At 63.3% G+C, this 13,662-nt stretch carries 15 protein-coding genes; 9 read left to right on the forward strand and 6 right to left on the reverse strand.

From position 1 onward, the window contains the following. Positions 1 to 4: 4 nt before the first annotated feature. From OYT13_RS08515 to OYT13_RS08555, 9 genes are all read left to right on the forward strand, one after another. Positions 5 to 640: an NADH-quinone oxidoreductase subunit J gene (locus OYT13_RS08515; RefSeq protein WP_017233021.1), complete on the forward strand. Its 636-nt coding sequence runs from the start codon at positions 5 to 7 to the stop codon at positions 638 to 640. 9 nt (positions 641 to 649) lie between these two features. Beyond that, a complete protein-coding gene (gene nuoK / locus OYT13_RS08520; RefSeq protein WP_017233022.1) occupies positions 650 to 961 on the forward strand; it encodes an NADH-quinone oxidoreductase subunit NuoK in 312 nt (103 codons plus the stop codon). 17 nt (positions 962 to 978) lie between these two features. Then, complete coding sequence (gene nuoL, locus OYT13_RS08525; protein ID WP_017233023.1) at positions 979 to 3,024, forward strand: NADH-quinone oxidoreductase subunit L; 2,046 nt, start codon at positions 979 to 981, stop codon at positions 3,022 to 3,024. An 18-nt stretch (positions 3,025 to 3,042) separates the two neighbouring features. Further along, the gene (locus tag OYT13_RS08530) at positions 3,043 to 4,524 is read left to right on the forward strand and encodes an NADH-quinone oxidoreductase subunit M (protein WP_017233024.1); all 1,482 of its coding nucleotides are present in this window, start codon (positions 3,043 to 3,045) and stop codon (positions 4,522 to 4,524) included. A 20-nt stretch (positions 4,525 to 4,544) separates the two neighbouring features. Further along, the gene (gene nuoN, locus OYT13_RS08535; protein WP_017233025.1) at positions 4,545 to 6,014 is read left to right on the forward strand and encodes an NADH-quinone oxidoreductase subunit NuoN; all 1,470 of its coding nucleotides are present in this window, start codon (positions 4,545 to 4,547) and stop codon (positions 6,012 to 6,014) included. Between the two features lie 90 nt (positions 6,015 to 6,104). Beyond that, entirely contained in the window at positions 6,105 to 6,419 is a 315-nt protein-coding gene (locus tag OYT13_RS08540; protein ID WP_017233026.1) for a DUF2818 family protein, read from the forward strand. 76 nt (positions 6,420 to 6,495) lie between these two features. Beyond that, positions 6,496 to 7,089, forward strand: coding sequence for an NUDIX domain-containing protein (locus tag OYT13_RS08545; RefSeq protein WP_017233027.1), 594 nt, complete (start codon positions 6,496 to 6,498; stop codon positions 7,087 to 7,089). A 65-nt stretch (positions 7,090 to 7,154) separates the two neighbouring features. Then, positions 7,155 to 7,628, forward strand: coding sequence for a DUF1178 family protein (locus tag OYT13_RS08550; RefSeq protein ID WP_261938768.1), 474 nt, complete (start codon positions 7,155 to 7,157; stop codon positions 7,626 to 7,628). A 52-nt stretch (positions 7,629 to 7,680) separates the two neighbouring features. Further along, a complete protein-coding gene (locus OYT13_RS08555; protein WP_017233029.1) occupies positions 7,681 to 8,136 on the forward strand; it encodes a MaoC family dehydratase in 456 nt (151 codons plus the stop codon). A gap of 52 nt (positions 8,137 to 8,188) precedes the next feature. On the opposite strand, the gene OYT13_RS08560 is transcribed toward OYT13_RS08555, so the two are convergent. From OYT13_RS08560 to OYT13_RS08585, 6 genes are all read right to left on the reverse strand, one after another. After that, a complete protein-coding gene (locus OYT13_RS08560) occupies positions 8,189 to 8,524 on the reverse strand; it encodes a YegP family protein (RefSeq protein ID WP_017233030.1) in 336 nt (111 codons plus the stop codon). A 253-nt stretch (positions 8,525 to 8,777) separates the two neighbouring features. Then, positions 8,778 to 9,470 carry a glutathione S-transferase C-terminal domain-containing protein gene (locus tag OYT13_RS08565; RefSeq protein WP_017233032.1) on the reverse strand — a complete coding sequence of 231 codons (693 nt, stop codon included), beginning with the start codon at positions 9,468 to 9,470 and terminating at the stop codon, positions 8,778 to 8,780. Then, positions 9,467 to 10,741 (reverse strand): acyl-CoA dehydrogenase family protein, encoded by a 1,275-nt coding sequence (locus OYT13_RS08570; RefSeq protein WP_017233033.1) that lies wholly within the window; start codon positions 10,739 to 10,741, stop codon positions 9,467 to 9,469. The genes OYT13_RS08565 and OYT13_RS08570 overlap by 4 nt, the downstream gene beginning before the upstream one ends. After that, positions 10,738 to 11,886 carry a phosphotransferase gene (locus OYT13_RS08575; protein ID WP_017233034.1) on the reverse strand — a complete coding sequence of 383 codons (1,149 nt, stop codon included), beginning with the start codon at positions 11,884 to 11,886 and terminating at the stop codon, positions 10,738 to 10,740. The genes OYT13_RS08570 and OYT13_RS08575 overlap by 4 nt, the downstream gene beginning before the upstream one ends. Positions 11,887 to 12,010: 124 nt before the next feature. Further along, a complete protein-coding gene (locus tag OYT13_RS08580; RefSeq protein ID WP_017233035.1) occupies positions 12,011 to 12,769 on the reverse strand; it encodes a histidine phosphatase family protein in 759 nt (252 codons plus the stop codon). A gap of 103 nt (positions 12,770 to 12,872) precedes the next feature. Next, positions 12,873 to 13,652 (reverse strand): oxepin-CoA hydrolase, alternative type, encoded by a 780-nt coding sequence (locus OYT13_RS08585; RefSeq protein WP_017233036.1) that lies wholly within the window; start codon positions 13,650 to 13,652, stop codon positions 12,873 to 12,875. Between the last annotated feature and the right edge of the window lie 10 nt (positions 13,653 to 13,662).

The following is a 13,662-nucleotide window of genomic DNA, read 5'->3' on the forward strand; positions in this document are numbered from 1 at the left end:
GATTATGGAATTCACAACCTTTCTTTTCTACGTGTTTGCGCTGATCCTCGTGATCTCCGGCCTGAAGGTCGTGACCGCGCGCAACCCCGTACAGTCGGCACTGTTCCTGGTGCTCGCCTTCTTCAACGCCGCGGCGATCTGGATGCTGCTCGAGGCCGAGTTCCTCGCCATCATGCTGGTGCTCGTGTATGTCGGCGCGGTGATGGTGCTGTTCCTGTTCGTGGTGATGATGATCGACATCAATCTCGACGAACTGCGGCGCGGTTTCGGCAAGTTCATCCCGCTGGCGAGCGCTGTCGGCGCGATCATGATCGTCGAATCGGCACTGGTGCTCATGCGCGGCTACGGCGCCACGCGCTCGCCGGTCAAGGCGGTCTCGGCCCCGGACGTGGCGAACACCAAGGCGCTTGGTATCGCGCTGTACACCGACTATATCTTTGCCTTCGAAGTGGCAGGTCTGATCCTGCTGGTGGCGGTCGTGGCGGCAGTTGCGCTGACCATGCGTACCCGTAAGGACCACAAACAGACCGACCCGAGCCAGCAGGTGCGCGTGAAGGCGCGCGACCGCGTGCGTCTGGTGTCGATGCCCGCCGAAGCCCGGCAGCAGTCCACCGGCACCGACGCGCCGGCGGCGGAATAAGGAGACAGCATGATCTCGTTGTCGCTAGCGCATTACCTGGTGTTGGGCGCGATTCTCTTCGCGATCAGCATTACCGGTATCTTCCTCAACCGCAGAAATGTGATTGTGCTGCTCATGGCCATCGAGCTGATGTTGCTCGCGGTCAATCTGAACTTCGTCGCGTTTTCGCATTACCTGGGCGACATTGCCGGTCAGGTATTCGTGTTCTTCATTCTTACGGTGGCCGCGGCGGAAGCCGCGATCGGGCTGGCCATTCTGGTCACGCTGTTCCGTAAGCTCGAAACGGTCAACGTCGAAGATCTCGACCGCCTCAAGGGTTAAACAAAGCGAACGCTGTTATGGCATCCACATTGAATCCCAACCTGCTGCTCGCGATCCCGCTGGCGCCGCTCGTCGGCTCCTTGATTGCCGGCCTGTTCGGCAAGCAAGTCGGACGCGCGGGCGCCCACACGGTCACGATCCTCGGCGTACTGGTCGCGTTTGTCCTGTCGGTCATGACGTTCATCGACGTCATGAACGGGGCGAGCTTCAACGCCACCGTCTACGAATGGGCCCGCATCGGCGAGCTCAAGCTCGAGATCGGCTTCCTCGTCGACACGCTCACCGTTACGATGATGTGCGTGGTCACTTCCGTCTCGCTCATGGTGCACATCTACACCATCGGCTACATGGCGGAAGATCCTGGCTACCAGCGCTTCTTCTCGTACATCTCGCTGTTCACGTTCTCGATGTTGATGCTCGTGATGAGCAACAACTTCCTGCAACTGTTCTTCGGCTGGGAAGCGGTGGGCCTGGTTTCGTACCTGCTGATCGGTTTCTGGTACACGCGTCCGACCGCGATCTACGCCAACATGAAGGCGTTCCTGGTCAACCGCGTCGGCGACTTCGGCTTCCTGCTCGGTATCGGCCTGCTGCTGGCCTTCACCGGCACGCTGAACTACGGCGAAGTGTTCGCCAAGGCCAACGAGGTCGCGGCCCTGTCGTTTCCGGGCACCGACTGGCGCCTGATCACCGTGGCCTGTATCTGCCTGTTCATCGGTGCGATGGGTAAGTCGGCGCAGTTCCCGCTGCACGTGTGGCTGCCGGACTCGATGGAAGGCCCGACCCCGATTTCGGCACTGATTCACGCGGCCACGATGGTGACCGCGGGGATCTTCATGGTGAGCCGCATGTCGCCGCTGTTCGAACTCTCGGACACGGCGCTGTCGTTCATCACGATCATCGGCGCGATCACCGCGTTGTTCATGGGCTTCCTGGGCATGATCCAGAACGACATCAAGCGTGTCGTGGCCTACTCGACGCTCTCGCAGCTCGGTTACATGACGGTCGCGCTCGGCGTGTCGGCCTACCCGGTCGCCATCTTCCACCTGATGACGCACGCGTTCTTCAAGGCGCTGCTGTTCCTCGGTGCGGGCTCGGTCATCATGGGCATGCATCACGATCAGGACATGCGCAACATGGGCGGCCTGTGGAAGTACATGCCGATCACATGGATCACGTCGCTGCTGGGCTCGCTCGCGCTGATCGGGACACCGTTCTTCGCCGGGTTCTACTCGAAGGACTCGATCATCGAAGCCGTGGCCGCCTCGCATCTGCCGGGCTCGGGCTTCGCGTACTTCGCCGTGGTCGCCAGCGTCTTCGTCACGGCGTTCTACTCGTTCCGCATGTACTTCATGGTCTTCCACGGCAAGGAGCGTTTCGGTCAGGTGCATCACGACCATGACGAGCATCACGAGGAAGAAGAGGAAACCGCCGATCACCACCACGGTCTGGCCCCGGGTCAGAAGCCGCACGAGTCGCCGGCGGTGGTCACGATCCCGTTGATTCTGCTGGCGATTCCGTCGGTCATCATCGGCGCCATCGCGATTGCCCCGATGCTGTTCGGCAGCTTCTTCAAGCAGGGCGTGGCGTTCAAGGACGTGATCTACGTTGGCGAAAACCATCCGGCGATGGAAGAGCTGAGCCACGATTTCCACGGCTGGCTGGCGATGGCGTTGCACTCGTTCGGCACGCTCCCGATCGCCCTGTCGGCGCTGGGCATCGTGCTCGCGGCGTTCTTCTACCTGAAGCGCCCGGATATTCCGGAAGCGCTGAAAAATCGGTTCTCGGGCATCTACAACCTGCTCGACAACAAGTACTACATGGACAAGATCAACGAAGTGGTCTTCGCCAAGGGCGCGCTCAAGATCGGTCGCGGCCTGTGGAAGGCTGGCGATCAAGGTCTCATCGATGGCGCAGTCGTGAACGGCAGCGCGCGTCTGGTGGGCTGGTTCGCCGGTGTCATCCGCTTCGTTCAATCCGGTTACATCTACCACTACGCGTTCGCCATGATCCTCGGCATGCTCGGGCTCCTGACGCTGTTTGTGACGTTGAACGGCAAGTAATAGGGGGAGCCAACAATAATGCAATCGCTACCGCTTCTGAGTCTGGCCATCTGGCTACCCATCATCTCGGGGATCGTTGTCCTCGCGGTGGGGAATGACCGCAACCCGGGCGGCGCACGTGCGCTGTCGCTCATCGGGTCGCTGATGAGCTTCCTGGTCACGCTGCCGTTGATCTCGAACTTCGACGCCAATACGGCGGCGTTCCAGTTTGTCGAGAAATCGAGCTGGATCGACCGCTTCCACATCAACTACTTCCTCGGCATCGACGGCATCTCGCTGTGGCTGATCGTGCTGACTTCGCTTATCACGGTGATCGTGGTGATCGCGGGTTGGGAAGTGATCACGGAGCGCGTCGCCCAGTACATGGCCGCGTTTCTGATCCTCTCGGGTCTGATGATCGGGGTGTTCTCGGCGCAAGACGGCCTGCTGTTCTACGTCTTCTTCGAGGCCACGCTGATCCCGATGTACCTGATCATCGGTGTGTGGGGCGGCCCGAACCGGGTGTATGCCGCGTTCAAGTTCTTCCTGTACACGCTGCTCGGCTCGCTGCTCATGCTGGTCGCGCTGATCTACCTCTACAACGTGACGCACTCGTTCACGCTGACCGACTGGTACGCCGCGAAGCTGCCGATGAACGTGCAGATACTGCTGTTCGTGGCGTTCTTCATGGCCTTCGCCGTGAAGGTGCCGATGTGGCCGGTGCATACCTGGTTGCCGGACGCCCACGTGGAAGCGCCGACCGGCGGCTCGGTCGTGCTGGCCGCGATCATGCTCAAGCTTGGGGCCTACGGTTTCCTGCGCTTCTCGCTGCCGATCGCCCCGGACGCCAGTCACTACCTGTCGGGCTTCATGATCACGCTCGCGCTGATCGCCGTCGTCTACATCGGCCTCGTGGCCCTGGTGCAGACCGACATGAAGAAGCTGGTGGCGTATTCGTCGATCGCTCACATGGGCTTCGCGATTCTCGGCTTCTTCATGTTCAGCGAAATCGGCATGCAGGGTGCGCTGGTCCAGATGATCTCGCACGGCTTCGTCTCGGGCGCCATGTTCCTGTGTATCGGTGTGCTGTACGACCGCATGCACTCGCGCAACATCGCCGACTACGGCGGTGTGGTGAACACGATGCCGAAGTTCGCAGCGCTGTTCATGCTGTTCACGATGGCCAACAGCGGTCTGCCGGCGACGTCGGGCTTCGTGGGCGAATTCCTGGTGATCCTGGGCGCCGTGAAGCTGAATTTCTGGGTGGGTCTGCTCGCTGCGACCTCGCTGATCACCGGTGCGGCGTATTCGCTGTGGATGTACAAGCGCGTGATTTTCGGCGCGATCGCCAACGATCACGTGCGCGAGCTGGTCGACATCAACAAGCGCGAATTCTTCATGCTGGCCGTGCTGGCGGCGCTCACGCTGTTCATGGGTATCTATCCGAAGCCCTTCACCGACCTGATGCACACCTCCGTCGTTAACCTCCTCGCCCACGTGGCGCAGACCAAGCTGCCTTAATCGGGGAGGATATCCAGATCATGCAAAACATCAATCTGCTGCCTGCGTTGCCGGAGGCCATCCTGCTGCTCATGATCCTCGTGATCATGATGTGCGACGCGTTCCTCGGCCAGACGCGCAAGCTCAACTACGTGCTGGCGCTCATCACGTCCGCAGTCGTGTCCGTGCTGTGGGCATGCAACGCCAGTGATCCGGCGTCGCACTACCTGTTCGGTAATGTGTTCGTCGCCGATCCGATGTCGAACCTGCTCAAGGCCTTTGGCGGCCTCGCTACGTTCGTCACGTTCGTCTACGGTCAAAAGTATCTGGAAGCCCGCGGTCTCGCCCGCGGCGACTTCTACGTTCTCAGCCTGTTCTCGCTGCTGGGCCTGTCGGTGATGATCTCGGGCAACAACTTCCTGACCTTGTACCTGGGTCTGGAACTGATGTCGCTGTCGCTGTACGCCCTTGCCGCCGTCTGGCGCGATTCGACGAACGCGACCGAGTCGGCCATGAAGTATTACGTGCTGGGGGCGCTCGCCTCGGGCTTCCTGCTGTACGGCATGTCGATGATGTACGGCGCGACCGGCTCGCTCGAACTGTCCAAGGTCTTCGAAGTCATCGCTTCGGGTGCTGTGAACAAGGTCGTGCTGGTGTTCGGCGTTGTGTTCGTGGTGGCCGGTCTGGCGTTCAAGCTCGGCGCTGCGCCGTTCCACATGTGGGTGCCCGACGTCTACCAGGGCGCGCCGACCCCGGTCACGCTGCTCATCGGTGGCGCGCCGAAGCTGGGCGCCTTCGCGCTGCTGCTGCGCTTGCTCGTCGAAGGCATGCTGCCGCTGGCGATCGACTGGCAGCAGATGCTGATCATCATGGCGGTGCTCTCGCTGGTGATCGGTAACCTGACGGCGATCGTGCAGACCAACGTCAAGCGCCTGCTGGCCTACTCGACCATCTCGCACATGGGCTTCGTGCTGCTGGGCATGCTCTCGGGCGTGGTGGGCGGCAAGATCGACGGGATCGCCGACGCCTACGGTTCGTCGATGTTCTACAGCGTGATCTACCTGCTCACGACGCTGGGCACGTTCGGTATCGTGCTGCTGCTCTCGCGCCAAGGCTTCGAGGCAGAGAATCTCTCCGATCTGAAGGGCCTGAACCAGCGTAGCCCGTGGTTCGCGTTCGTGATGCTGATGCTGATGTTCTCGCTGGCCGGCATTCCGCCGCTGGCAGGTTTCTACGCCAAGCTGGCCGTGCTGCAAGCCGTGGTGAACGCGGGCATGGTGTGGTTGGCGGTGGTGGCGGTGTTGGCCTCGCTGATCGGTGCGTTCTACTACCTGCGTGTCGTCAAGCTGATGTACTTCGACAAGGCCGATGACCACAATGCGCTGCAGGGCAGCGGCACGATGCGTTTCGTGCTGTCGCTCAACGGTTTGGTCCTGCTGTACCTGGGCTTGATGCCTGGCCCGCTGATGGACTGGTGCCTGCGCACCATCAAGCTGACGCTCGCCAGCTGAGCGCGTTAGACTACACGAAGGCGGCCGGGCGGGTCGAAATGACCGGCCCGGCGCACGACAGACGAACCGGCGGAGGGATGATCGATGGGTATGTCGGCAGGCGGTATGCTGGTGATTGTGCTGTCCCTGTTGGGCGCGAATCTGCCGTTCGTGAACCAGCGCCTGTTTGGCGTCATCGCGCTCAAGCGAGCGGTCAAGCCGCTGTGGTGCCGGCTGGTCGAGATGGCGGTGGCTTACTTCGTGGTGGGGGCGCTCGGTTATCTGATCGAGTCGGGCATCGGCAACGTGTTTTCGCAGGGCTGGCAGTTCTATGCGGTCACGGCCAGTCTTTTCGTCGTGTTCGCGTTTCCGGGCTTCGTGTACCGGTATTTGTGGCGCCATCGACCGGCTGCCGTTGTGGCCTGAGATGTTTGCTTCGCAAGACGCCGCCCTTGGGCGGCGTTTTGTTTTGGGTTCGCCAATTTTCAGCCGTGGAGGGCTTATGACCCAGCGTCAATTCGACGATCGACATCTGATTGAGACGCGTCTTGAGAGCGATACGGTCTATGACGGTTCGTTCCTGACCATCAAGCGCGACCGCGTGCGTCTACCCGACGGCAAGACGGCAACGCGCGAATACACCACCCATCCGGGGGCCGTCATGGTGATCCCGCTCTTCGACGACGGCCAGGTGCTCATGGAGCGTCAGTATCGGTATCCGCTCGAGCGCGTGATGACGGAGCTGCCCGCCGGCAAGCTCGACGACGCGGAGGGCGGTCTCGCGTGCGGCCAGCGTGAGTTGCTGGAAGAGACGGGGTATCGCGCCGAGCGCTGGGATTACCTCACGCGTATTCACCCGGTGATTTCGTACTCGACGGAATTCATTGACATCTGGCTTGCGCGCGACCTCACGCTTGGCGAACAACGCCTCGACGAGGGCGAGTTTCTCGACGTGTTCAAGATGCCCGCGACCGAACTGCTGCAATGGGTGCGGGACGGGCGTATCACGGACGTCAAATCGATCATCGGCGCGTTCTGGCTGGAAAAGATATTATCGGGCGTGTGGCAGCCGAACGAGCGGTCGCCACAACGCTGATCCATCGTCATTTTTTTCGATCCCCGGTCTCGTGACCCACGGGGTCGGGATACATCCATTGCGTCATGAAGGTTTTTGACTTGCGTTGTGCACACGAGCACACCTTCGAGGGCTGGTTCGGCTCGGAGGACGATTACCTGTCGCAGCAAGCGCGGGGGCTGGTGACATGCCCCGTCTGCGGCGACGCGAAGATTGCCCGCATGCCGTCTGCGCCGCGCCTGAATCTGTCGGGGGCGACGTTGCGTGCCGAAGGCGCGCCGGCCGCGCGACCGCCCGGCGACTCGGCCTCGCGGGACGTCGCCAAAGCGAAAGGCGAGCTGCAGACGCTCTGGATGAAGGCGGTGCGTCACGTCATGGCGAACACGGAAGACGTGGGTAGCCAGTTTGCCGAGGAAGCCCGCAAGATTCACTATGCGGAAGCCCCGGAGCGCAATATTCGCGGCACGGTGTCGCGCGAAGAGAGCGAAGCACTGGCGGAAGAGGGCATCGACGTCATGCCGCTGCCGATTCCCGACGGCTTCAAGGATACGTTGCAGTAAGCCCGTAACCGTCTGGCGGATGACGCCAGCACGCCGCATGCAGGAGCTAGCGATGGCAACTCTCGAGTACTACTTCGAAGACTTCACGGTCGGTGACACCTTCGATCTGGGCGAATACACGTTCACGGCGGACGAGATCGTGCATTTTGCGCGGCAATTCGATCCCCAGCCGTTTCACATCGATGAAGCGGCCGGGCGCGAGTCGCATTTCGGTGGGCTGGTGGCCAGCGGCTGGCACACGTGCAGCATCATGATGCGGATGAACGTCGACCAACTGCTCTCGCGCTCGTCGAGCATGGGGTCGCCGGGCGTCGAGCAGATCGAGTGGCTCAAACCGGTGCGTCCGGGAGACACGATCACGGTCACGAGCAGCACGCTGGAAGTGCGCGCGTCGAAAAGCCGTCCCGATCGGGGCATCGTGCGCCAGCTCTGGACGGCGACGAATCAGCACGGCGAAGAAGTGTGCCGGTTCCGCGGAACCGGGCTCTATTTGAAGCGCGGTGACTGAGTCACGCGAGCGTCGGACTCACCCGCGCTCGCGTCGGCCTGCCGCGGCGGTCTCAATGTGACAGATCGCTCACCGAGGCCGCCGGGGCATCGCGTTTGACCTGCGTGATGCCGTCTTCCATCTGCTCGGCGCTCGAAAACATCTGGCTTTGGCCGATGATCTCGCCATTGCGCGCCTTGAGCACGAAATACGGGCGGCCGGACGTCGACGTCTTGCGCTCGAAACGGTGGTCCTCGGCCGAATTCTTGCGAACGGACTCGATACCGTTCTGCGCAGAGGCCCGCGCCTTGTATGTCTCGGACGAAAGGATAATGTGCCCGCTGTCGGCCATCAGGTGAAAGTGGAATTCACCGTTGGGACTGCGCTTGAGTTCGAACTTGCCTGACATATGTGGATCTCCCGGATCTTCCAAAAGCCAGCGGCGAGGGACTGCGAACTGCAAGGGGACGACGGCGGCCAGCCGCGTCGCAGACGTTTGAAAAACGTCTGCAGGTACGTGTTCGGCGTGTTCGACGCGCCTACGCATCGAGCGTAATTCACCTAGATTAGCACCGCCAGCGTCGCGGCGAAACCGCAGTCTGTTGCGAAGTGTCAACCACTTCGCTCTACGCCCCGCCGGACCGTCACCGCTCGCCCGTGGCCTAATGGCGCGCGTATTGCGTCGCGCCGAACAGTATCTCGCGGGCCTTGGCATCCTGAAGCGGCTTGCGCGCGTCGGCCAGCACCTTGATGCCGCGCTGCACGGCCGGACGGGCCTCGATGGCGTCGAACCAGCGTTGCACATTGGGGAAGTCCGACATCACCACACCTTGATTCTTCCACGAGCGCAGCCACGGCCAGATCGCAATATCCGCAATGGTGTACATGTTGCCCGATACGTAGGGGTGATGACCGAGCTGCTTGTCGAGCACGCCGTACAGGCGCCGGGCCTCATTGGTGTAGCGCTTGATCGCGTAATCGATTTTCTCGGGCGCGTAGATCCGAAAATGGTGCGCCTGACCGAGCATCGGTCCCACGCCCCCCATCTGGAACATCAGCCATTCGAGCGTCTCGTACTTGCCGCGCACATCCTCGGGCAGGAAGCGCCCGGTCTTGCCCGCCAGATACAGCAGGATCGCTCCCGACTCGAACAGCGAGATTGGCTTGCCGTCCGGCCCGTCCTCGTCGACGATGGCCGGAATCTTGTTGTTCGGCGAGATGGCGAGGAAGGCGTCCTTGAACTGGTCGCCCGCCCCGATATCGACGGCATGTGCGTGGTAGGGCAACCCGCACTCTTCGAGCATGATGTGGACCTTGTGGCCGTTGGGCGTGGCCCAGGAATAGAGCTGAATCAATTGTGGCTCCTTGTTGGGGTGTCAGTTGACGACGGGGCGCCGGGGGCGCTCGGCGCGCTCGCGTAGCGCGCCAGTTCCAGCTTGGCGATGGCGTTGCGATGGACTTCGTCGGGGCCGTCCGCGAAGCGCAACGTGCGCGCGCTCGCATACGCGTAGGCCAGCGGGAAGTCTCCCGAGAGCCCCGCCGCGCCATGCGCCTGCATCGCCCAGTCGAGCACCTGACACGCCATGGTCGGCGCCACGACCTTGATCATGGCGATCTCGGCCCGCGCCGCCTTGTTGCCGACGGTATCCATCATATAGGCGGCCTTGAGCGTGAGCAGGCGCGCCTGTTCGATCAAACACCGGGCTTCGGCGATGCGCTCGCGCGTGACGCCCTGCGCCGCGATCGGCTTGCCGAACGCCACCCGCGAGAGCGTGCGCTGGCACATCAGCGAAAGCGCACGCTCGGCCAGCCCGATGAGCCGCATGCAGTGGTGGATACGCCCCGGGCCGAGACGCCCCTGCGCGATCTCGAAGCCGCGTCCCTCGCCGAGCAGGAGACTGCTGGCCGGCACACGAACGTCATCGAGCACGATTTCCATATGGCCGTGTGGGGCGTCGTCGTAGCCGAAGACGGTGAGCGGGCGCACGCGCGTTACGCCCTTGGCGTCGGCCGGCACGAGAATCATCGACTGTTGGGCATGCTTCGGCGCGTCCGGATCGGTCTTGCCCATCACGATGTAGACGGCGCAACGTGGGTCGCCCGCGCCGGTCGACCACCACTTGCGGCCATTGATGACGTAGTCGTCGCCGTCGCGGCGAATGCGGCACTGGACGTTGGTGGCGTCGGACGACGCCACGTCCGGCTCCGTCATCAGAAAGGCGGAACGGATCTCGCCGCGCAGCAGCGGTTCGAGCCATTGCGCCTTTTGCGCGTCGGTCGCGTAGCGCTCGAGCGTTTCCATGTTGCCGGTGTCGGGGGCGTTGCAATTGAAGACTTCCGGCGCCCACGGGACTTGTCCCATGATCTCGCACAGCGGTGCGTATTCGACGTTGGTCAAGCCCGCGCCGCGCCCCGAGTCGGGCAGGAACAGGTTCCACAGCCCGGCCTGCTGCGCGAGCGGCTTGAGGCGCTCGATGACCGGCGACGGCTGCCATGCGTCGCCTTGGCGCCGCGCCACCTCGATCGCTTCGAGATAGTGACGCTCGTTCGGGAAAATGTGCTCGTCGAAGAACGCGGTGAGGCGCTCGCGCAATGCCTCGACTTTCGGGCTGTAGGTGAAATTCATGAGGTCTGCGTTCCTTGACTGCCTGCGTGATCGAGATCCCGGGACCCGCACTGCGCGGGGGCTGTGCTGCGCTGCGCGTACATCCAGGCGAGTTCCGCCATCGGCCGCGCGCGCTGGCCGGCATCGAGTGCCTGCTGGCTGACGGCCGTGCCGTCGGCGACGCGCTTCATGATGCCTTGCAGAATTGCGGCGATACGGAACATGTTATACGCGAGATAGAAATACCACTGCGCGGGCCGGGCAATCCCCGTGCGCTCGCTGTAGCGGGCGACGTAGGCGTTTTCGTCCGGTATGCCGAGGGCGGCCCAATCGAGGCCGGCAATCCCGCGAAACACTCCGGGGGTGACGTGCCATGCCATGCAGTGATAACTGAAGTCGGCGAGCGGGTCGCCGAGCGTCGACAGTTCCCAGTCGAGCACGGCGAGTACGCGCGGCTCGCTCGGATGGAAGATCAGATTGTCGAGGCGGAAGTCGCCGTGCACGATGCTGGTGCGCTCGGGCACGCCAGACGGCAAATGCGCGGGCAGCCACTCGATGAGACGGTCCATCGCGTCGATCGTCTGCGTCTGTGAGGCGCGGTATTGCTGGCTCCACCGGGCGATCTGGCGCGCGATGTAGCCGCCAGGCTTGCCGTAGGACGTAAGGCCGATGGCCGCGTAGTCGACCCGGTGCAGGGCCGAGATGACGCGGTTCATCTCGTCGTAGATGGCGCCGCGCTCGGCCGGCGTCATGCCGGGCAGCGAGGGGTCCCACAACACGCGCCCCGGCACGAAGTCCATGACATAGAACGCCAGCCCGATCACGCTTTCGTCCACGCACAGTCCCCGCATGCGGGCGACGGGGACATCGGTGCCGGCGAGGGCATCCATCACACGATATTCGCGCTCGATGGCGTGGGCGGACGGGAGCAGTTTGGCGGCCGGTGCGGGCTTGGTGCGCAGCACGTAGGCGGCGTTGGGGGTCGTCAGGCGATAAGTCGGATTGGATTGACCGCCGTTGAACTGCGTGATCGTCAGCGGCCCGGCAAAGCCGTCGACATGCGCGGCGAGCCAGCCTTCGAGCGCAGCGGTATCGAACGGCGCGCGCGCGTCCAGTGCGCGTTCGCCGGCAAATGTGGAATAGTCTTGCGCGAGCTCCTCGGCCATGCTGTCTCCTGCATTCCCGGTGCTACGTTGTTCGTGACGATTTCGACCGTTTCGACTGCGTTGCTTTTTGCTTGTTACTTATTGCGTGTGCGGACGCTTCACGTCGTGCGATGGCCCGACGCGCTTATCCTCGCGCTCGCGTGCGCACAAACGACGCGAAGATCTTTTCCATGACGGTCAGCCGGTTATCGCGATGCAACAGTTGCGGCGGCGCAAAGTTCATCAGGCGCACGACCCAGTCTTCGGGCTCGTCGCCCACGTCGAGCGCGTTGATGCAGGCGGGGGTCTGAGCGAGCTGGCCCAGGAAGAGGCGTCCGAGCGGATGCATGGCATGCGAGAGAATCGCCCGATTCACGCCGCCGTGCAACACCAGTAGTACCGTATCCCACGACGTATCGGCGCGCAGCTCCGCCAGCGGCGGCACCACGCGGTCGAGCAACTCGCGCACCGACTCGCCGTTCATGAAGCGGGTGCTCTCGGGCACGAGGCCGTCGAACGCGCCGAGAAACGCCTGCGCGATCTCGCCCGGCGGCAGGTCGGCAATGTTGCCGGCGCGAATTTCCCGCCAGCACGTCCACGTCTCGATGTCGATCTGTTGTCCGGTCTCGGCCAGCACGCGCTCGGCCGTCTCGCGGGTGCGCGGCAGGCCGCTCACGATCACGCGATCGAAGCGGATGTTCTCGGCGGCAAAGGCGCGTCCGGCGGCGCTGGCTTGCGAGCGCCCCAGCTCGTTGAGTGCGACCGCGTCGGCGTCGATAGGCTTGCCGCTGTCGTCGAAGTACGTGACGTCGCCATGACGCATCAGATAGATGCGGCGGCGCTGTGGTGGCGTGAATACCAAGGGACCGGCGGCGGAGCCGGATTGGCCGAGTGAGTCGCGCATGCGGTAACTCTCCTGAGAGGGGCGCCGGCAGTCTAACGGGGCGCTGCGGCAAGGCATTGACCGACCGTGCGTGTCCAAAGTTCGTGCGCGGTCGGTCAAGCCATCAGGCGTATTTTGCCGGACGTTTCTCAAGGAAGGCACTGATTCCTTCCAGACCGTCAGCATGGTGAAGCGATGCGACGAAACTATCGCGCTCGGCGCCCAACTGCGAGGTGAGCGTCTCGCTGGCACCGCTTTCGATGAGCGACTTGATCCGGCCGACGGCGTTCGGCGAGAGCTGCGCGAGATCGGTCGCCCAGTTCAGCGCCTCGGCCCGGGCTTGTCCCGGCGCGACCACGCGGTTGACGAGACCGGCCGCGGCCAGGCGCGCCGCCGCGACCGGCTTGCCTTCGAGCAGGATCTCGGTGGCGAGCGGGCGGGGCAGGGCTTGCGAGAGGAACCATGAGCCGCCGCCATCGGGCGTGAGGCCGACCTTGACGTAGGCCATCACGAACTTGGCGTTGTCGGCCGCGACGAGCAGGTCGCACGCGAGCGCGAGCGAGAAGCCCGCCCCTGCGGCGGCGCCCTCGACGGCCGCGATGACCGGCTTCGGACACGCACGCAGCGCCTCGATCCATTCAGCGAGCGCGTCGATGCTTGCCGCCTGTACCGATGGGTCCTTCTGACGATTCTCCAGCAGCCGGTTCAGGTTGCCGCCCGCGCAAAAGAAGTTGTCGGCGCCGGTGAGCACCACGGCGCGCACGGACGGGTCGCGCTCGGCCGTGGTCAGCGCTTCGACCCCGGCGGCGTACATGTCGGGGTGCAGCGCATTGCGCGCCCCCGGGTTCGACAGCGTCAGCACCAGCGTGTGGTCAACGCGTTCGGCAAGCAGTTCGGCGCTCATGGGGCGAGTC

This window comes from Pandoraea sp. XJJ-1, from assembly GCF_026802345.1.
Classification (GTDB): domain Bacteria; phylum Pseudomonadota; class Gammaproteobacteria; order Burkholderiales; family Burkholderiaceae; genus Pandoraea; species Pandoraea cepalis.

Bases quoted from the DNA above. Each gene is read 5' to 3' on its own strand.
- OYT13_RS08545 (WP_017233027.1), top strand. From the start codon at position 6,496: ATGACCCAGCGTCAATTCGACGATCGACATCTGATTGAGACGCGTCTT.
- OYT13_RS08555 (WP_017233029.1), top strand. From the start codon at position 7,681: ATGGCAACTCTCGAGTACTACTTCGAAGACTTCACGGTCGGTGACACC.
- OYT13_RS08575 (WP_017233034.1), bottom strand. From the start codon at position 11,886: ATGGCCGAGGAGCTCGCGCAAGACTATTCCACATTTGCCGGCGAACGC.
- OYT13_RS08540 (WP_017233026.1), top strand. From the start codon at position 6,105: ATGTCGGCAGGCGGTATGCTGGTGATTGTGCTGTCCCTGTTGGGCGCG.
- nuoL (WP_017233023.1), top strand. From the start codon at position 979: ATGGCATCCACATTGAATCCCAACCTGCTGCTCGCGATCCCGCTGGCG.
- OYT13_RS08515 (WP_017233021.1), top strand. From the start codon at position 5: ATGGAATTCACAACCTTTCTTTTCTACGTGTTTGCGCTGATCCTCGTG.
- OYT13_RS08570 (WP_017233033.1), bottom strand. From the start codon at position 10,741: ATGAATTTCACCTACAGCCCGAAAGTCGAGGCATTGCGCGAGCGCCTC.
- nuoN (WP_017233025.1), top strand. From the start codon at position 4,545: ATGCAAAACATCAATCTGCTGCCTGCGTTGCCGGAGGCCATCCTGCTG.
- nuoK (WP_017233022.1), top strand. From the start codon at position 650: ATGATCTCGTTGTCGCTAGCGCATTACCTGGTGTTGGGCGCGATTCTC.
- OYT13_RS08580 (WP_017233035.1), bottom strand. From the start codon at position 12,769: ATGCGCGACTCACTCGGCCAATCCGGCTCCGCCGCCGGTCCCTTGGTA.
- OYT13_RS08530 (WP_017233024.1), top strand. From the start codon at position 3,043: ATGCAATCGCTACCGCTTCTGAGTCTGGCCATCTGGCTACCCATCATC.
- OYT13_RS08550 (WP_261938768.1), top strand. From the start codon at position 7,155: ATGAAGGTTTTTGACTTGCGTTGTGCACACGAGCACACCTTCGAGGGC.
- OYT13_RS08585 (WP_017233036.1), bottom strand. From the start codon at position 13,652: ATGAGCGCCGAACTGCTTGCCGAACGCGTTGACCACACGCTGGTGCTG.
- OYT13_RS08560 (WP_017233030.1), bottom strand. From the start codon at position 8,524: ATGTCAGGCAAGTTCGAACTCAAGCGCAGTCCCAACGGTGAATTCCAC.